Origin of the sequence: Aquimarina agarilytica ZC1 (assembly GCF_000255455.1) — a bacterium.
GTDB classification, from domain to species: Bacteria; Bacteroidota; Bacteroidia; order Flavobacteriales; family Flavobacteriaceae; genus Aquimarina; species Aquimarina agarilytica.
This window is the reverse complement of the sequence record NZ_JH621283.1, coordinates 1-20,003: the sequence shown is the minus strand read 5'-3', so window position 1 is coordinate 20,003 and position 20,003 is coordinate 1. Positions and strand designations below refer to the sequence as shown.

At 34.6% G+C, this 20,003-nt stretch carries 12 protein-coding genes; 8 read left to right on the top strand and 4 right to left on the bottom strand.

Annotated elements, in window-relative coordinates:
* Positions 1-204: 204 nt before the first annotated feature.
* The 4 genes from KQA_RS0215415 to KQA_RS0215400 all read left to right on the top strand — a co-directional run bounded on the left by KQA_RS0215415 (position 205) and on the right by KQA_RS0215400 (position 6,218).
* A complete protein-coding gene (locus KQA_RS0215415) occupies positions 205-3,756 on the top strand; it encodes a VPS10 domain-containing protein (protein ID WP_010182392.1) in 3,552 nt (1,183 codons plus the stop codon).
* 93 nt (positions 3,757-3,849) lie between these two features.
* A complete protein-coding gene (locus KQA_RS0215410; protein WP_010182391.1) occupies positions 3,850-4,503 on the top strand; it encodes a uracil-DNA glycosylase family protein in 654 nt (217 codons plus the stop codon).
* Positions 4,504-4,705: 202 nt separating this feature from the next.
* Positions 4,706-5,122 carry a nuclear transport factor 2 family protein gene (locus tag KQA_RS0215405; protein ID WP_010182390.1) on the top strand — a complete coding sequence of 139 codons (417 nt, stop codon included), beginning with the start codon at positions 4,706-4,708 and terminating at the stop codon, positions 5,120-5,122.
* Between the two features lie 172 nt (positions 5,123-5,294).
* Positions 5,295-6,218, top strand: a complete 924-nt coding sequence (locus tag KQA_RS0215400) for an AraC family transcriptional regulator (RefSeq protein WP_010182389.1) — start codon at positions 5,295-5,297, stop codon at positions 6,216-6,218.
* 104 nt (positions 6,219-6,322) lie between these two features.
* On the opposite strand, the gene KQA_RS0215395 is transcribed toward KQA_RS0215400, so the two are convergent.
* The 4 genes from KQA_RS0215395 to ntrB form a co-directional block, all read right to left on the bottom strand.
* Positions 6,323-7,771 carry a CmpA/NrtA family ABC transporter substrate-binding protein gene (locus tag KQA_RS0215395; RefSeq protein WP_010182387.1) on the bottom strand — a complete coding sequence of 483 codons (1,449 nt, stop codon included), beginning with the start codon at positions 7,769-7,771 and terminating at the stop codon, positions 6,323-6,325.
* Positions 7,772-7,783: 12 nt separating this feature from the next.
* The gene (gene cynS / locus KQA_RS0215390; protein ID WP_010182386.1) at positions 7,784-8,224 is read right to left on the bottom strand and encodes a cyanase; all 441 of its coding nucleotides are present in this window, start codon (positions 8,222-8,224) and stop codon (positions 7,784-7,786) included.
* A gap of 52 nt (positions 8,225-8,276) precedes the next feature.
* Entirely contained in the window at positions 8,277-9,164 is an 888-nt protein-coding gene (locus KQA_RS0215385; protein ID WP_010182385.1) for an ABC transporter ATP-binding protein, read from the bottom strand.
* Positions 9,165-9,280: 116 nt separating this feature from the next.
* Complete coding sequence (gene ntrB, locus KQA_RS0215380) at positions 9,281-10,111, bottom strand: nitrate ABC transporter permease (protein ID WP_010182384.1); 831 nt, start codon at positions 10,109-10,111, stop codon at positions 9,281-9,283.
* A gap of 580 nt (positions 10,112-10,691) precedes the next feature.
* Here ntrB and KQA_RS0215375 point away from each other — a divergent pair.
* The 4 genes from KQA_RS0215375 to KQA_RS0215360 all read left to right on the top strand — a co-directional run.
* Positions 10,692-12,860, top strand: coding sequence for a M3 family metallopeptidase (locus KQA_RS0215375; RefSeq protein ID WP_010182383.1), 2,169 nt, complete (start codon positions 10,692-10,694; stop codon positions 12,858-12,860).
* Between the two features lie 595 nt (positions 12,861-13,455).
* Positions 13,456-14,241, top strand: a complete 786-nt coding sequence (locus tag KQA_RS20795) for a hypothetical protein (RefSeq protein ID WP_010182382.1) — start codon at positions 13,456-13,458, stop codon at positions 14,239-14,241.
* A gap of 150 nt (positions 14,242-14,391) precedes the next feature.
* Positions 14,392-14,853 (top strand): T9SS type A sorting domain-containing protein, encoded by a 462-nt coding sequence (locus KQA_RS0215365; RefSeq protein ID WP_010182380.1) that lies wholly within the window; start codon positions 14,392-14,394, stop codon positions 14,851-14,853.
* Positions 14,854-14,860: 7 nt separating this feature from the next.
* Positions 14,861-20,003, top strand: a 5,143-nt coding sequence (locus KQA_RS0215360) for a SpvB/TcaC N-terminal domain-containing protein (RefSeq protein ID WP_010182379.1), incomplete at its 3' end; no start/stop codon positions are given.

Here is a 20,003-nt window from a genome sequence, read left to right as displayed (position 1 = left end):
TTTAGGTCACTTTTTTAGTTAAAATAATGAGGTACTTAATTTTTTTTTGGACCTAAGTTGAACTTTTGCTTCTTACCTAAAAAAATAATCTTTTAATAGGAAAATAGGAGGTGAAGCCGCAAATTTTCTTACATGCTTACAAATATTAAAACCTGCTTTTATTACGTTATTTGCAGGAACAAAACATATAAAAACCAAAGCTCAATGGAAAACCACTCACAAAAATGGGATGAGTTATTTTATTCAGACCACAAAAAAACAACAAAAAAGAAACAAAAACCCAAACAAGGAATAGGGGTTTTAACATCAAGGTTGCTACTAAGCCTACTACTTTTTACAAGTCTTCTTTCTATAAATACAATAATTGGACAAAATCATAATTGGAAGCGCACCAACCCTGGCGGTGGAGGCTGGTTCGGTTGTGTTGGAGCCAGTAAAAGTGGAATTGTACTTGCTGGGAGTGACTTAAGTGGTGCTTACAGAAGTAAGGATGGAGGAAAATCCTGGGATGTTATAGGTGCAAGCAAGGGATTTGAAGATACACATGTTGGTGGAATGGGATTTCATAGAACCAACGGAAATATCATGTTTTTAGGAACTGGTGGAATGTATAAAACTGCCGATGGAGGAAATTCATGGAAAAAAGTAGTTTCGGAAAAAGGTTACGTAAGTGATATTGAATTTGGAACAAATAAACCAAATATTGGTTATGCTTCATTTCACAAAGGAAATTGGAATTCAAAAGTTGCTCAAGTTTGGAAAACAACAAACAATGGTGATACTTGGAAAAAAGTAAGTACAAATTTACCTGAAACAAGAATTATCAAAATTGTTGCAAATCCAAAAAATGCGGATGAGGTGTATTTGTTAACAGGAAAAGGAAGGCCAGCTTGTGCTACAGCAGATTTGTATAAAAGTACCAACGGAGGGGTAACTTGGACTAATTTAACTAAGAGTACTAATTTTGAAGGTCATCCAGAAGTTGTTGATATGGCTATTGATCCCAATAATCCAAATACATTATACATAACTACAGCGGCAGCTAATTGTAGTAATCGTCATTGGTTTAATAATCAAGAAGGAAGATTATTTAAAAGTACAAACGGAGGTAAAAGTTGGAAAAAATTACAAGATCAAGTAGGTCAGGTTTTTGTAAACCCGAAGAATAGTGCTAAAATAACATTAATTGTTTCTAGAATACTTGCAGAGTGGAATGACAGATCGGGAACTTATGTTTCGGAAAACGGAGGAAAAACATTTAAAAAAGTAAGTCAAGTAGCTAAATGGGAACCTACTTTTCATGGAGAAATTCAAGGAACTTACTCAACAACTGCCGATGGTTTAGCTAGAACTATTGGGGATGATTTGTCCAATGCAAATAATTTTTACTGGGTAAATTCTCAATGGGTTACCGGATCAAAAGATGGAGGAAAAAACTTTAAAGTAATGCATGCCAATCAGGTTTCAAAAGGAAAATGGCAGAGTACTGGTTTTGATAATGTGAATATGGTTGATGCCGATATTAGTGAAGTTGATCGAAATACTATTTATACTGCTTGGTATGATATTGGTTTTTGGAGAAGTTTAGACCGAGGAAAAACCTGGGAAAGTGGTAACAATGGAAAGTACGGATGGAAAGGAGGAAAAGGAGGGAATTGCTTTTCGGTAGTTTCGGATCCAGAACGTGGAAATGTGGTATGGACAGTATTAACGAGTGGACAAAAGTCGGAAACACCAACTTTTGTATTGAAAAGTACCAATAAAGGACAAAAGGATAGTTGGAAAGAATCCAAAGGATTGCCAAAAACTAAAATCTCGGGTCTTTCTTTGGATCGTAAGAGTCCTAAAAATAATAGAACGCTTTATGTGACTGCTCAAGGTGATGTATATAAAAGTACTAATGATGGACAAAATTGGTCAAGAGTTTATGATTGTAACGGGTGTAGATTTACAGCTGTAGATCAATTTAATGGAAATATCGTTTATGCAGGAGGGGAAGCTGGTTTAAAACGCTCTGCCGATGCAGGAAAGTCATGGAAGGATGTTAGTCATAAAGAAATGAAAGGTAAATCTGGTGTGGATTTTTGGGAATTTAATCCATACACAGGAATTTATGACATAAAAACAGATCCTAATAACAAAAATTGGCTGTATGTAACGGCAAAAGGAAATAAAAAAGGATTATATAAGAGTACCAACAGAGGGGATACTTGGACAAAGTTACTTACCGATGATTATATGAGAAAGGTAGGAGTAGCATCTCAAAATTCTAAAATTTTATATGCAACATCTTCTAGTGCGGTACATTCTGGGGGCTATAAAAAGAATTCTAATGGGGTGCTTTTTTCTAATGATGGAGGTAAAACTTGGAAAAAACAGAATAAAGGAATGGCCTACCCATTTGCTATGTCTGTAACTATTGATCGATCTAAAAAGCCTATGGTACTTTTAGGATCTCCGGGAACAGGTTTTCAAATGGCAAGTGTTCCAGGACTTAGTGGGGTTTCAACAAAACCGTCACCGATTACACCGCCAGCAGAGGAGCCAATAGTTAGTAAGCCAACGCCTCAGCCTTCTCCATCTCCAGCTGCTCAAAAACCAAATAATGTGACTGTTGATGGTGTGTTTACTATTCAAAATATAACAAGCAAACAAAATATTATTGCACCTACTTGGGATAAGCATAATGTGCGTATGTATAATGTGTTAGGCGCTAAGGATCAACAATGGGAGTTTATACCTTTAGGTAAGCGAGAGCACCATATTGTTAATGTAGCTACAAAACGCTATTTAGAAGTTAGTGCAGGGAAATGTGGCAGTAATGCCAATGTTACTTCTTGGACTTCGGGTGGCGCAAATCATCAAAAATGGTATGTGACTAAAAATGGAAGTGACTATTTTTTACGACCAGTACACTGTCCAAAATTTACTTTAGATAAAAGTTCAGGGAGTAATGGTAATGTGAAAATCTGGCAATACAATGCTGCTAATGTCAACCAGAAGTTTAAGTTAAATGAAGTAAAAGCTAAGGCGGAAGCACCTGGAGTAGTTCAAATAAATGGAACCTATATTATTCAAAATACTTTAAGTAAACAAAATGTGATTGCTCCAGATTGGGATGATCATAAAGTACGTATGTATTCATCAAAAAAAGTATTTAATGATCATATGTGGGCAATAAAGCACGTCGGTAACGGCTTACATACATTAAAAAATGTAAGATCAAATAGGTACTTAGAAGTTCCTAATGCGAAGTGTGCTAATGGAGCTTTGGTAAGTACTTGGACAAATGTTAGTGGAAGTCATAAAAGATGGAAAATAGAAAAAGAAAATGATACGTATTATTTAATTCCGGCACATTGTGAAGCCTTGGCGTTGGATAAATCTAATGGAGTTAATAAAAGAGTAGTACTTTGGAAAAAGAGTGAGACAAATGCAAACCAAAAGTTTGAATTAATAGCAGCTAAAGGGAATAAAAATTTATCTGATCTAGATGGAAATAGCGGAGGAATTACTTTTTATCCTAATCCAGCTGATCATATAATTAATCTTGATTTGTCAAACTATGAAGGTCAGGTAGTAAATTATAGTATCATATCACTTACAGGGCAAACATTAGTTGAAGCTAAAATTGACGGAAATCATGGAACTTTCGAAACTGTTTTAATTGATCAAATTCCATCGGGAGTGTATATGTTAAAATTAGAAGTGGGTACTATTTCACGATTTAAAAAATTAGTAGTTTTTAAGAAATAGGCATTGCCATATTTTTAGTAATAAAAGGTCGATTAACAGCAATGTTAATCGACCTTTATTTTGTGAATACATTCTTTTATGTAAATTGTATTCATGTTCAAGCACACGCATCCATATGCTCCTTTTATTCCTTTAAATACTACAAAATTAATTGTAGGTACATTGCCACCACCCAGGTTTACATTGGGAAATTTGAATGAACGGGATGTGGATTTTTGTTATGGGAGTAGTAATGGGTTACTTTGGCCAATATTGGATCGTATTTTTAATTTAGGCTTGGTGTATGAAAATTCGTCAAGTGCAGTGGAGCAGCGACGTGATTTTTTAATACAACGTAACATAGGGGTGTGCGACATAGTAGCCTCCTGTAAAAGGACTAAAATTGATGCTTCCGACCTAGGGATGCAACAGGTAGAGTTGAGGGACATGATTGGCATTTTAAAACAGCAGCCTAAAATTAATACGTTAGTATTTACTGGAGGAAATAGTAAAAATGGGCCAGAATATTTTTTTAGAAAATTATTAAAAGAAAATGGATTGTCTTTAACATTAGTAGGTAATGAAATTCCCAGAATACATCAGGTTGAGGTTGCTAACAGAATCATTACTACAGTTTCGTTAACCGCGCCATCGGGCGCTGCCAACCGAAGTATTGGAAGCTTAGATTACTACAAGCAAATGAAACAAAAAAATCCAAAATATACTACGTTGGATTTTAGAGTGGAGCAGTATGCACCATATTTTTAAAAAAAACAATAGCTTTCCAAAGCTGCTGTTTTTTTGTTTGGTATAAATACCATAAAATAAGAATTGAAAAAGAGTGAATAGCTTAGTGTTGTGGGTTGTAAGTTGCTGTGAAATATGAAATGCATAATTTTTTTTCAAAGGGAGCTAATACCATGTAAACTATAGTTGTTTTCTGCTTTTAATTAGTATTTTTAAAAGAAAAATGTCAGAAAAAAAATTCCCAATTCCACCATTTAGTTTAGAAGATGCCAAAAAGAAAATTCAAATGGCCGAAGATGGTTGGAACTCTAAAGATCCTATAAAAGTATCCATGGCTTACACAGTTGATACCGAATGGCGTAATCGAAATCAATTTGTGAATGGCAGGGATGAGGTACAAGCATTCCTTAAAGATAAATGGGAGAATGAATTGGATTACAAACTAAAAAAAGAGCTTTGGGTACATAGTGATAATCGTATTGCGGTACGTTTTGAGTATGAATACCGAAATAAAGAAAACCAATGGTTTCGTGCTTACGGAAATGAAAATTGGGAATTTGATGAAAATGGCTTGATGAAAAAACGCTACGCCAGTATTAATGACTTAGCTATAAAAGAAGAAGAACGTAAGTTTAAGTAATATCACTTTTAATTCACAGTAACATTGATTTGCTAAAGGGTAAAAAATGAGGTCTTAGTACGATTGCTTTTTAGGGGTTAAGTCTAACTAACTTCAATAAAGTAGCCCTTAATTTTTTTTGAATACCATTAACCATTATAAGATTAAGTAATAATATGTAAAAAATATTCCTATGAAATCCCCCAGAGTCCTGCCAGTTTTTAATATTGCCAATTTTAAAGATTACTGTGACTGTATGGATTTTGATAGTAATTTTTATATCAGAAAATTTAGCGATCATGTTAAGGAAAATCTATTTATAGAAAAGCCCCATGCCCATGATTTTTACTTAATGCTTTTAGTAACCAAAGGAGCGGGAAAGCATTATATTGATTTTAAAGAATACGAAGTACATCCAGGAGCTATGTTTGTTTTGGCACCAGGACTAGTACATCGTTGGAATATGAGTAAAGATATTGATGGGTACATTCTTTTTTTTACGAAAAAATATTTTATGCTTGATTTTAAGCATGATAACTTATCGCGTTTTCCCTTTTTTAAAAAACATTCAAGTGTGCCCTATATTAGGTTGACAAAAAAACATACTAAAGAAGTCTATAAATTTTATGAGTTGATGAATAAAGAGTATCATACACGCGATTTAGATTATCATGAAATGATTCGTATGTATTTAAATACCATTTTAATTCGTCTTTCCAGAAAGCTTTTAGGTCAAAAATCTGCTGCATATGCTTATAATTATGAAATTGTGCAGTTAAATACTTTTGAAGAATTAATAGAAACCTATTTTATAGAACACAAACCGATAGGTTTTTACAGTGATGCTATGAACTTAAGCACAAAACAGCTAAGTCATATATGTAAAAAGTTAGTAGCAAAAGTCCCTTCAGAACTGTTGATGGATCGGATTATTTTAGAAGCTAAGCGTTTAATTATTTATACGGATCTGTCCATTAATCAAATTTCGATTAAACTTAATTATAGCGATAGTTCTTATTTTGTTAGGCTGTTTAAAAAAATGTGTAATCAAACTCCAGAGCAGTTCCGAAGTTTTAAATCGAAAACGCAAACTAAAAATTTGATTCGCACGTTATAATCTGATTTCGATCATAGTACCTGTTAGTATAAATTACTATTTTGGAAAGCAACCCTTTTTTCTTTATGAAAATTTGATCGAAATCAGAAGTAATGTAGCGCTCATTAAGTGGTTGCTTTTATAGCAAAGCTATCTATGTATTCATTAGGTTTGCTTGGGTCAAATTCTTTTCCCATAATATAATGTTTTTTATAAGTGGAAGAAGGTGGTTTGTAGCCTAATTCTTTCATTTTGTTGCCGCAATCTGTAGCTAAATAGACTTGTTCGGCAATGGCTTTAAAGTCAATATCTTTTTTTACATATCCCCAGCGTTTCATTTGTGTAAGTATCCAAACACCCATAGAGTGCCATGGGAAAGGGTCAAAATCAATACGATCCGGGGCATTTATAACTTTACCTAAACCATCAGCATATTTACCTGTTAATACCTGAGCCACTACCGAAGTGGGTTGGTTTAAGTAATTTTTAGGAGAAATGGCTTCGGAAATGGCTTGTCTATTTTCTTGCTTTGAAGAAAACTGAGTAGCATCAATAATGGCACTAAATAAAGCAGCGTAGGTATTTGGATTGGTTTTGGCAAATTCTTCGCTACACGCAAAAGCACAGCAAGGATGCCCTTCCCAAATATCCTTAGTTAGCATATGCAAAAAGCCTATGTTTTCAAATACAGCACGCTGATTAAAAGGATCGGGAGATAAATATCCATCTAAATTACCAGCACGTAAATTGGCTACCATTTCTGGTGGTGGAACTACTCTAATTTGGATGTCTTTATCAGGATCCAAACCAAATTCGGCTACGTAATAACGCAGTAAAAAATTATGCATAGAATATTCAAAAGGAACACCAAACTTAAAACCTTTCCATTGTTTGGGGTCTCTTTTGTCTTTATGCTTTAAATGTAAGCAGATAGCTTGTCCATTAATATTTTCAACAGCAGGCATAATATATGGAGCAGCTACAGATCCAGAACCTAATGTCATGGCTAAAGGCATAGGAGTAAGCATATGCGAGGCGTCGTATTCTTTGTTTAAACTTTTATCACGTGCTACGGCCCATCCAGCTGTTTTAATTACATCTACATCTAACCCATATTTTTCATAAAAACCCATAGGTTTTGACATAATAATGGGTGTAGCGCAGGTTATGGGAACAAAACCAATGTTTAGTTTGGTTTTTTCAAGTTTAGTAGCGGCTTTTTGTGAACCCCCTCCATTTTGCATCTGCTTTTTTTTGTCGTTTGCACAGGATTGAATTAAGCCCATTGGCAATACAGAAAATAGTGCTGCTTTAAAGGTTTTTTCGCCTACAGCTTGAATAAATCGCCTGCGGTTAAGGTCATTTCCTTTAAATAAGGATTTTACAATGGCTGTTTCTACAAATCGATTTACAATAGTTTCTTCACTACCTGGTAGATTTTCGGAGGCAACTACTTTTTTGTGTGTGCTACAGCTATTACAAGAACAACCAGCACCGTGAGACAAATCAGATTGATCGCTATAGGGGTTATCAAGGCTATTATAAGGCATAGTTTTAGGTTTTAAGGTTATCATTATTGATGTTATTTACCACTTTTTATAGGGTAAAAATTTACCCGTCATGGTAATTTGAACACGATCTCCTTTAGGATCTTCGACTTTGTCCACTTCCATTGAAAAATCAATAGCACTCATAATACCATCGCCAAACATTTCGTGAATTACCGATTTAGCTGCAGGGCCATACACATAAGCTATTTCAAAAAATCGGTATACTAATGGATCACTAGGAATGACTTGCCCTACACCTTTGGTAGGGTATTCCGTTAAAGCTTCGGCAACGTCGGTTCCTAAATCTAATGCTTTTATAAAGGCTTCGGCTTCGTTGGGTAATAAGGAGGCACTGCCAAAACAAGCCGCGGCAATACATACTTGATCAAGTCCTGTAGCTTTGCCTAATTCATCCCAAGTTTTATTTTGAGCTTTTTTAGCATCCAAAATAATTTCAGTCATGGTTTCTTTAGTCATAGTAGTATAATTTAAAAATGAAACTTTATTTAATAATATCTATAGGTATTGGTTACATCGCTTTTCTGTTTTCTAGGTCAGCAGTATTAGTGAACGATACATTTTTGGGCATTTCGCTATCGTCTATAGTGTTGTTTTGAATGCCTTTGGCTATTTCGCTGGATTTGTTAATTAAAAAATCGACCAAATGGTTTCGGATGAGGTAATAGTTTGGGTGATTTACTATTTCTGCGCGGTTTCTAGGTTTGGGGATATTGACATGAACACTTTCGGCAATTCGGGCTTGTGGGCCATTGGACATTAATAGTATGCGATCCGAAAGTAGAATAGCTTCATCAATATCATGAGTAATCATAAAAATGGTTTGATTCGTTTTTTCACATATTTCGAGAAGCTTGTCCTGAATTTTACCTCGTGTTAACGCATCCAAAGCGCCAAAAGGCTCGTCCATTAATAACAATTCGGGAGCAAGTGCAAAGGCTCGGGCAATACCCACACGTTGTTTCATGCCGCCCGAAAGTTCATGGGGCAGTTTTTTAACAGCATCCTGCAATTCAACCATTTCTAAAAAATGCAATGCTCGCTTTTCAATTTCTTTAGTACTTAGTTCTTTGAACTTACAAGCAATAGCCATTTTTATATTTTTAAGCACACTTAACCAAGGGAGTAAGCTGTGGTTTTGGAAAATAACACCGCGTTCCAAGCTTGGCTTTTTTACGTTTTTATTATCCATAATAATGTTTCCGCTTGACGGTGAGTCTAGTCCAGCTAAATTGTTGAGTATGGTTGATTTTCCACAACCCGAATGTCCAACTATGCATACAAACTCCCCTTTTTGCATTGAAAAATTAATGTTTTCAAAAACACTTAAAAAGGTGTTCTTTTCGCCTTTTATAGGGTATTTTTTAGCTAATTGATTTACTTCTAAAAACTTTTTCATAAACTGGGGCTTGTTATTGGCGTTGCCAAAAAGGATACTACTCCCGGGCTTGCCTCAAAATTAAAATTCAGTTTCGTTCATATGCCTCACAGACTTGCTCCGGGCTAGTTCATTATTCATTCTTGGTACATGAAGTATTTTGATGTTTGTGATATAAGTAAGTCCAGTCCCATTCCGACAATACCAATCATTAGTATAGAGAACACCACACTTGTTAAATCCAAATTGTTCCATTCGTTCCATACATAATAACCAATGCCAGTACCGCCCACTAACATTTCGGCAGCCACAATCACTAGCCACGATATTCCCATAGAAATCCGTAAACCCGTAAAAATAGTAGGTAAGGCGGCCGGAAGAATAATTTTGAAAGCCGTTTCAAAGGGACCCATTTCTAGTGTTTTACTCACGTTAAGCCAATCCTTTTTAACCGACATTACGCCAAAAGCAGTATTCAAAAGTATAGGCCAAATGGAGCAAATAAAAATGACAAATACAGATGATAAAATTGAATCTTTAATAACAAATAAGGCTAATGGCATCCATGCTAGCGGGGATATTGGTTTTAAAACTTGTATGTAAGGTTGTAAGGCATTGTAAAAAACAGGCGACATCCCAATAAGAAAACCGATAGGAATGGCAATCACTACAGCTAGTAGGTAGCCAGCTAAAACTCGTAAAATAGAATAAAAAAGTTGGGTGCCAATACCTTTATCATTAGGGCCGTTGTCATAAAACGGATGACTTAATTCTTTAACAGCTAATTTAAGTACCTCGATAGGTCCCGGAACATGTGCTTGCGGTTCACCAAGTCCCATGAGTTGCTCGTATTCACTTAGTTCTTTTTTGTTTCGTTCCCCATTGGTAGTGGCCAATTCGCCTATAAAAAAAATAAGAAATAAAATTAAAAGCGATAAGGTGATGGTCTGTATGTTTTCCCTACTCATAATTGCTTGTTTTATTGATAGGGATAAATGTAGCGGCAAGTAATTACTTAAGTATGGTACAAATGAGCCATACTATGGTGTAAATTTTACTTTTTTTAAACTATAACGATTTTTGCAGATAATAATTAATTGAAATTTGATTTTTGATGAATTAAATTAAGTTTTAATCTTATTTAGTTGTGAATTTTTCGATCGTGTATTCTGCTTCAAGAGACTTCATTTATATGGTTACATCGATAAATTCTTAAAATGACACCTGTTATTTTTTTCAATTGTTAAAAGTTTGTGATAAAATGAAGCTTTTTACCTAAAGCTTCATTTTTTAGTTAATTTTAATTTTTTAGTAGGGTTCTTAAGGCGAATTGTCTATTTAAATGAGATTTGAAATTAAAAGTAAACTTCTTGTTGGGAATCTCATATAAAATAAGTTTGTAAAGAATAAGGGGATGAGGTAAAAAAGGAACGAGTAAAACGGGAATAGTTCCATTTTAGTTTGTCACCTACTTAACACTAAATGCAAATGCTTTTGGCTTGAGCATCTAGTAAAAAAAATGATTGCACATTTTAATTTTGAAGAATAATGATTACACCAAAAAAACTAAAAGGAGTTTTAATAATAGGGATAGTTACTATGAGCAGTTTGTCAGTATCAAAAATTGCTGCACAATCTCAAGTAGCTTCAAAAGCGCTAAAAATGGAAGTTTATACGAATCCATTGTTAAAAGAGTGGACGGGACCATATAATGGAGTCCCTCAGTTTGATAAAATGAAATTAACAGATGTAACACCCGCACTAGAAAAAGGAATGGCATTGCATTTGCAGGAAATTGAAACTATTGCAACTTCCAAAGCTACTCCTACTTTTGAAAATACCATAGTAGCTATGGAAAAAGCAGGGAGTATACTTAATAGAGTGTTTACCTATTATGGAATATTAAGTGCCAATAGGTCTTCGCCTGAATTTAGGAAAATTCAAAAAGAAATGGCGCCTAAATTATCAGAGTATAGTTCCAAAATTTCTCAAAATAAAGCTTTGTTTGAGCGAATAAAGCAAGTGTATGAAGCTTCATTGGAAAAGCCATTAGAGGCAGATCAACAACGTGTGGTTGAATTGATTTATAAAAGTTTTGAAATGCAAGGCGCTGCCCTTGACGTAGCAAAAAAGAAACGCTATGCAGCTATAAATAAAGAGCTATCGGGCTTGTATACCCAATTTTCTGCTAATGTTTTGGCAGATGAAGAAGGCTATGTAACCTATATAAACAAAGATCAATTAGGGGGGCTATCGGATCCGTTAGTTAAAGCTTATGCTAAAGCAGCAAAAGACCGCGGTAAAGAGGAGAGTTATGCCGTAACCAACACCCGTTCCTCGATGGATCCATTTTTGACCTATGCTACCGAAAGGGAATTACGTAAAAAAGTATGGACAACTTATTACTCTCGTGGTGATAATGGAGATGCTAAGGATAACAACCAAATTATAGCTAAAATTTTAAAACTACGTAAAGAGCGTGTAGGTTTATTGGGTTATAAAAATTATGCCGAATGGCGTTTGCAGGATCGCATGGCAAAAACACCCGAGAATGCCATGGAACTCATGGAAGCCGTATGGCCTGCGGCTATTGCCAGGGTGCATGAAGAAGTTGCCGATATGCAAGCTATAGCCACTACGGATAAAATTACCATTGAACCTTGGGATTACCGCTATTATGCCGAAAAAGTGCGAAAGAAAAAATATGATTTGGATTCCGATGAGGTAAAGCAATATTTACAGTTGGATAAGCTGAGAGAGGGGATGTTTTATGTAGCAGGCGAGCTATTTAATTTTAAGTTCACTGCTGTAGAAGAAGGAAAAGTACCTGTTTTTAACGAAGACGTAAAAGTATGGGAAGTAACTGATGCCTCCAGCGGAGCACATATAGGTTTGTGGTATTTAGATCCATTTGCACGAGTGGGCAAACGATCGGGAGCTTGGGCAACTACATACAGAAATCACACCACATTTGATGGAAAAAAAACAGTGTTGAGTTCCAACAATTCAAATTTTGTAAAACCTGCGGAAGGTGAACCAGTTTTGGTTTCGTGGGATGATGCGACCACCTTTTTTCACGAATTTGGGCATGCGCTACACTTTTTGTCATCGGAGGTACGCTACCCTATGCTAAATGGGGGCGTACGTGATTATACCGAATTTCAATCGCAATTGTTGGAGCGTTGGCTGTCTACCGATAAAGTAATCAATACCTATTTGGTGCATTACAAAACAGGGAAACCCATGCCGGCAAGTTTGGTAACAAAAATTAAAAAGGCGAGTACGTTTAATCAAGGTTTTGCAACTACAGAATACTTGGCATCGGCATTAATGGATATGAAATTACATTTAGCGGATCCATCAACTATTGATATTGATGCCTTTGAAAAAGAAACCTTAGCAGAATTAAAAATGCCAAAAGAATTGGTAATGCGCCATAGAACGCCACATTTTGGACATGTGTTTTCGGGCGAAGGTTACGCAACAGCCTATTATGGTTACATGTGGGCCGATGTATTAACAGCAGATGCAGCAGAGGCTTTTACCGAAGCTCCAGACGGTTTTTATGACAAAGAAGTCGCTAAAAAATTAGTAAAATACCTTTTTGCACCCCGCAATGCTATGGACCCTGCCGAAGCCTTTAAAAAATTCCGTGGACGTGATGCCAAAATAGAAGCCCTTATGCGAGATCGAGGTTTTCCGGTGTCAAAAATGTAATGATTGCTTAACATTGAATTGTAATTATGAAAGCTATACCGTAATTGGTGTAGCTTTTTAAATTTTTAGGGTATCCAAATATAAAGGAGTACTCGTATAACAGCTAATTTTATTTTTGGAGTAACTAGAGTAACATAATTTAAGGGTTTAAAATGATAGTGTCATCTTCTTTAAACAATCGACATACGGTATATTTTATAGTTTAAAAGCAAAATTCTTAGCTTAAGAAATTGGTAAACTAAAAAGTCAAAAATTTGACTGGAAAAAAATGTTAGTTTGCTAATTAAATAAAGACATTCACTCAAATATCAAAAATTTTAAAGCATTTGTTGTATGACTAACATTATATTTTAGCGAAATAAGCTACATATTTAATTTAACTATTTAGTAATATTAGGTGTGTAAAATATTTATAATCAATAATTCTAACTTTTTGGTAAGTGTGGTTTTTTATTTGTAAATACTACAGTTTATAGTATATAAATGTCGCTTGTCGGTTTGTTAGTTGCGTAGTTAGAGCTGTGTTTATTTTTAAAAATGAAAGTGAATTCTAGTTACTAGTTTTGTTAAAAATTAACCAACAAAATAAGTATATATGGATTTTAAATTATTACGCTTACTAAGTATTGCTACGTTTACAACTTTTTCAATTTCATCAGCATATGCTCAAATAGATGGTTCTGATCTTACATTAGGTAAAAAAGACGGAAGAGAACAAGGAGTGAAAAAAAGTAACAGGGCATTGGTTCATGCTGGTAATGATCAATTAATATTAAATTACGCAGGAGATTTTGAAGGAGGAACATTTGTGCATTCAAATTTAACAGTAAATAGTTTTATGGATGTAGGAGGTTCGGATTTTCGTTTAGGAAGAATGGATGGAAGAGACCAAGGGTCAAAAAAAGGAAATCGTGCGCTGGTACATACCGGTCCAGATATTTTACATATTAATTTTAATGGAGATTTTGAAGGAGGAGTAGTAGTAGAAGGAGAAAGAACACTTTTCGATGGAAAAGTAGGTATAGGAACAAGAAATCCACAGAATAAACTATCTGTAAATGGAACTATTTGGGCAAAAGAGGTTAAAGTAAGTTTAACCGATGCCGCGGATTGGGTTTTTGAAGCCGATTACAAACTGCAACCCTTAGCCGAGGTAGAAGCCTTTATAAAAAGAAATAAACACTTACCAGAAATGCCATCGGCAGATGAGTTCAGAGCAAATGATATGAAGGTTTCGGAAATGACCAATAAATTACTGCAAAAAATTGAAGAGTTGACGTTGTATACCATTGAGCAAGAAAAAGAGATACAAGCAGAAAAAGATAATAATAAAGCCTTAGAAGCACGTTTGGCAAAATTAGAAGTCTTATTACTTAAGTAGAAAGTAGAACTAATATATTGGTTCGAGTGCTTCATTGTAAATAAAATGAAGTGTATCGAGAGCAGTTGAATGTAATCGACTATGAGTCTAATGCGATTATATTTAAAATACAGTTTACTATTCTTAAAATTCTCAAAAAATTAATTCATAATGTATAAAATACTTATAGCTGTAGTGGTGCTTTTCAGTACCACTATATCAGCACAATCCAAATTGGTGTTTAGTTACGATGCGGTAGGAAACCAAATAGAACGAAAATATTGCCCAACAGGTAACTGTACTTCGGGAGCAAAACAACTGGATACAGATCAAATAACGGAAGAAGCATCATTAAATAAAGACGAAAAATTAACTGATTTTATAAATAGACTTCGAATATATCCTAACCCTACCAAAGGGAATTTGCGTATTGAGTGGGAGCTTGCCGATACGGATTACATAAAAAGTATTCAAGTGACCGATGCAGCAGGGGGGAGTGGATTTGTAGTTCCTATAAATACAACCGAAAACTTTGCAGATGTTGATTTAACAAATTATGCGTCGGGAATGTACTTAGTAGAGTTTGTTTTAAATGACTCTAGGCGAGCAATCAAAAAAATTATAAAAAATTAAGTAGTAAATGAAATCAGTTATAAAATATATAGTAGTACTGGTATATATATTAAGTACTACCGCTTATTTGAGTGCACAAGAAAAAGCAAAATCCATAGCAGCAGATTTTTCAGTATCACCCTCGGGGGCATTAACGTATCAGGTGCCATTTGAAGTACCTTCGTACGTATTGGGACATTTTCCAAATTTAGGCTTAAGTTTTAATAGCCAAGCAGGCGATGGTATTGCGGGCTATGGCTGGAGTATTAGCGGACTTTCAAGTATAACCCGTACTTCGGCTACGACTTATCATGATGGTTTTATTGATGGGGTGGATTTTGACCTAGAAGATCGCTTTACGTTAGATGGGCAACGGTTGATTTTAAAAAGTGGTACTTACGGTAAAGCAGGCGCTACCTACCAAACCGAAAGTTATTCAAATTTAAAAATTGAGTCTGTAGGTACTTCTCGTTTTGGAGCTAAATACGGACCGCAATATTTTGTGGTATACCACCCCAATGGCTTGCGTTATTGGTATGGTCGTAATGGAACGGGATCTTCGTACACATCACATTCCAAACTAGAATGGTCTGTAGCACGTATCGAGGATACTCAAGGGAATAGAGTAGAGTTTAATTACTCAATTATTGATAAAACACTGCGCTTAAATCATGTGGAGGACCCAGTAGCCAAAGTACGTGTTCAGTTTGTTTATGGTGCAAAAACCAATGTAAACCCTATTGGTATAGGTGGGGAGTTTTTTACAAATAAACGATTGTTAACTGATGTACTAGTTAACACAAATAACACTACAAGGTATTTAAGATATGCATTAAAACACGAAAATGCCAGTGATGGCACTAAACGTATTAAGGAAATTGTTCAAGAAAATAGGGATTTAGAAAAATTACCTGCAATTAGGTTTAATTATTTTGATAGTATTTCAGATAATGTAATAGAAAATAGTTTTTCAGAATTTAAGATAGGAGGGAAGAGTATTGGAAATTCAGTAAATTCTCGATTATTAACAGCAGATTTTAATGGTGATGGGAAAGCTGATTTTTTAAATTTTAATAGAGACAGAGAGAAAGCAGATTTTAAAGGAATAGCGTTTTATATATCTAATGCAGATAAGTATAGAAATACTTTTTTAACTAAATTCAAACCTTTTGAAAATATTTATCTGGGTCGAGTAAAGGACAGGTCTGGGAATTTATCGACTAATACGGGCTTAATTATCTCTAGAAAAGTAGAAGGCAGGAATGAGATTTTATTTGAAACATTTGCTAATATTGGTAATGGGTATTTGGGAAACCCAGCTCAACAAGTTAAATTCAGTCCACCAACAGATTATTTAAGTTTTAACTTAGTATCTGGCTTTGGAGTTAGAAATTTGCGAGATGATATAAATGATAATAGTAGACATAAAGTCATTAAGGGAGGAGAAATAAATGCTTGGAATCATATATATGGACCTAAAGAGAAAAAATATATTGCTAATGATGGTATAATATTTAGAAATGGATTTACAGCAAGAGAGGGGACTAATTTTACAGCTATTGTTGATCCAGGACTTAAGTTCGGTAGTTTTGATGTTTCCATGGAATTTACATCAGGAGATTATAATGGGGATGGAATCACTGATGTGTTAGGATTTACAACTGAGACTTTTTTAAAAGAATTTTCTTGCTTAGATAAAAATGGAAAAATTATAAATAGATGTAATAAATCAAGAACAATTACAAAATCTCAGGCTTATTTGATTGATTTTAATAACACGACTAGGAATAATAGAGTTCCTATTGGGGAATTTGAAGATCCATTACGTAGCGATTCAAAATTATACAGTGGTGACTTTAATGGAGATGGAAGAATAGATATTGCACATGTTCTTGGTAAGACAGTGAAAATTTACACTATCCAACATGGAGATAAATTACACCTAGAGCATAAATTCAGCATGAGTAAAACACCATTACTTATACTTCCTGGTGATTATAATGGTGATGGGAAAACAGATTTACTTGCTGCAGTTGACGATTTCAATGATTTATGGGATTTTTATATTTCAAGAGGTAATAACTTTTTTGAAAAAGAAACTATATCTATAGGAATTGAATATGAAAAATCTTTAAAAGGGGGGCATATTTTTGGAAATAGATCTTTAGATAGTCATAAAGATAGATTTTATTTGCCCGTTGATTTTAATAAAGATGGGAAAACTGATATTATAAAACACAGTGTAATTACACCAAGCACTAGAAATAGACTTCCAGAAAATTACCCTTCATTTCAAAGTTTTAAGTATTTGAAAAACAATTCGTTTAATAATGATATGTCTTTCGAAACTCCAAGAGAAATCATAAGAGAAAATGGAGGGAAAACTAGATTTGGTCATTCTGCATATGCGAACTTTAATAATCAAAATTTAAATAATCAATATGCTTTTATTAGGAGTGATGGAACGGTAGATTATTATGAATATGAGAGCAATCTAAGACAAGAGTACTGTATCCAATCTGTTGAAAATAATGGTTTGGTAACAGAATTTGAATATGAAGGATTGGTGGCAAATAATGATCCAGATATAGGGAATAATGCAGATTTTAGGTTTACTTACAGCGGAAATTATTTTAATGAAATTAAATATCCGTTAATTAAAGTGCCAAATATTGAAGGCTTTAAAATTGTAAAAAAGGCTACTCAAAAATTTAATGATTTTACCAGATTTAAAGAATACAAATATGTAGGTTTAGTATCTACAGCTAATGGCTTAGGTATTATAGGCTTTAATGGAATGGCAATTTCAAATTGGTATGGGGAGGATATAGCTCAAATATGGAATAAATCCATTTACGATGTAACCAAGAGGGGTGCATTAGTAGAATCTAGTACTTTGAGTGGGGCTACTGCTACGGGTATACCTTTTAATATAACAACGTATACCAATAAGTATACCTTAAATAGTAATAAAACCTATTTAAACATACCAGAAAAGGTAGTCTCAGAAAACAAGCTGACTGGAATAAACACAACAGTAAGTAATACTTTTGATGCCTATTACAACGTACTAACCAGTAAAGAAACCTATCCAGGCGGAAGTAAAACTACTACTAATACCTACTTTAACAATCCATCAGGTACAGGGGTTAACTATTACATAGGTAGGCCAAAAGCTAAAACTACCACAACAACTTTGGGTAGTGATAGCTTTAGTACTGGCGAACAGTATACCTATACCAACAATTTTATAAAAACGCTTAGAACAAAAGGAAATGGCACCAGTTGGCTAACCGAAACTTATGAGCATGATAGTTTTGGGAATATAATAAGTAAAACCATAAGTGGATCGGGAGTAGCAGATAGAGCTGAAAGTTCAGAGTATGACAGTACAGGTCGTTTTATGATATCGGCAACAGATATTGAAGGTTTAACAACAACCTATACGTACGATAAAAAATTAGGCCATTTACTAAAAGAAACCGATCCTTTTGGTAAAAGCCAAAAGTTTGCGTACGATGGATGGAATCGATTAACAAAACAAACGGATTATCTAGGGAACACTATTAGTACCAAATACTATTCTTTAGGCAACGGGAATTTTAAATACAATACCGAAAGCTCCTTAGGTTTAAAAACTGAGGTGCGTTATAACCGTTTGGGTTGGGAATATTTAACAAAACAAACAAATGCTTTAGATCGCTGGGTAAGTACCCAAGTAGAATATGATGCAGCAGGAAAAGTACAAAGAGAATCGCAACCTTATTTTAGCTCGCCGAGTCAATGGACCAGTTATTCTTATGATGAATACAATCGACCTATAAGGCAGCAGATGTATACTGGTCAAATCGTCACCACTAAATACGGCATAAAAACCAATTCGGTTAGTGTAGATGACGGTGCAAAAACAGTAAGTACTACTAGCGATGCTGTTGGAAATACCATTAGTATGACCGATCCTGGAGGGACTATAAATTATACCTACTATGCCAATAACACACCTAAAGAAACCAATTACGGGAGCCATAAAATCACCACAAAAATTGATGGTTGGGGGCGTAAAATTGAGCTGAATGATCCTGCTGCGGGTGTGTATAGTTACAAGTATAACATTTTAGGAGAACTATTGGAAGAACGCCATGCCAATGGAACCACTACTTATGAGTATGATGAATATGGGAAGCCTACTAAAAAGTTCATTGTAGGTAAGGAAACTGATATGGAATTAACATATAAGTATGATGCGACTCACAAGCAGTTAACGTCTTTAATTGGGTTTGATAAAACCACCTTTAATCGATATACTTACAATTATAGCTATGATACTGAACAACGACCAATAAAAATTACAGAGGATCAAAACAAAGCTAGTTTTGAAAAGTTAATTAAATATGATCCTCAGGGGCGTGTTGATTATGAAACCTATAAAAGTACCAATAAATTACAAAGGGTCCAGTCAAACACGATTAGTATAAAAAACCAGTACCATAGTGTGTCTGGTGCATTAGAAAAAATTTCCGATAAGGACTCTAATAAAGTACTTTGGCAAATTAAAAAACAGAATCAGCGTGGGCAATTAACCGAGATTAGTATTGGAAACGGCATTACCAAAACCAATAAATATGATGCTTATGGATTGCCACAGGAATTTAAAGCAAAAAAAGGTTCCAATACTGTTTTTGACCTAAGTTTTGATTTTGATGTAAAACGAGGGAATTTAAAAAGTAGGCATAACAAAGCTTTTACAGGGGAAGAAGTATTTGCCTATGATGATCAAGACCGTTTGTTGAGCACCAAAATAGGGAGTGCTGTAGTACATAACCAGACCTACGAAGCCAACGGAAACATAAAAAACAACTCCTTGGTGGGTACTTACAACTACCAAACACAAACGCGTTACCGTTTAGCGGGGATTGATCTAAATGCTAAGGGAAAAGATTATTACAAAACCCATACCCCACAACAGATCAAATACAACGCGAATAAAAAACCAGTGAGTGTCTATGAAAAAGATCAGGGTCGAGTTGATTTTGAGTATGGGCCACTAATGAATCGTACCGTGGCATACTATGGCGGTTTGGAAGAAGATAAAAATAAGCGCGATTATGTAAAAATATACTCTTCCATAGCACCTTTGGAAATTGTTTATGATAAAACAGGAACTAATAGCA

Coding starts and splice junctions, on each gene's coding strand:
- KQA_RS20795 (WP_010182382.1), top strand. CDS start 13,456: ATGGATTTTAAATTATTACGCTTACTAAGTATTGCTACGTTTACAACT.
- cynS (WP_010182386.1), bottom strand. CDS start 8,224: ATGACTAAAGAAACCATGACTGAAATTATTTTGGATGCTAAAAAAGCT.
- ntrB (WP_010182384.1), bottom strand. CDS start 10,111: ATGAGTAGGGAAAACATACAGACCATCACCTTATCGCTTTTAATTTTA.
- KQA_RS0215395 (WP_010182387.1), bottom strand. CDS start 7,771: ATGATAACCTTAAAACCTAAAACTATGCCTTATAATAGCCTTGATAAC.
- KQA_RS0215405 (WP_010182390.1), top strand. CDS start 4,706: ATGTCAGAAAAAAAATTCCCAATTCCACCATTTAGTTTAGAAGATGCC.
- KQA_RS0215375 (WP_010182383.1), top strand. CDS start 10,692: ATGATTACACCAAAAAAACTAAAAGGAGTTTTAATAATAGGGATAGTT.
- KQA_RS0215385 (WP_010182385.1), bottom strand. CDS start 9,164: ATGAAAAAGTTTTTAGAAGTAAATCAATTAGCTAAAAAATACCCTATA.
- KQA_RS0215415 (WP_010182392.1), top strand. CDS start 205: ATGGAAAACCACTCACAAAAATGGGATGAGTTATTTTATTCAGACCAC.
- KQA_RS0215400 (WP_010182389.1), top strand. CDS start 5,295: ATGAAATCCCCCAGAGTCCTGCCAGTTTTTAATATTGCCAATTTTAAA.
- KQA_RS0215365 (WP_010182380.1), top strand. CDS start 14,392: ATGTATAAAATACTTATAGCTGTAGTGGTGCTTTTCAGTACCACTATA.
- KQA_RS0215410 (WP_010182391.1), top strand. CDS start 3,850: ATGTTCAAGCACACGCATCCATATGCTCCTTTTATTCCTTTAAATACT.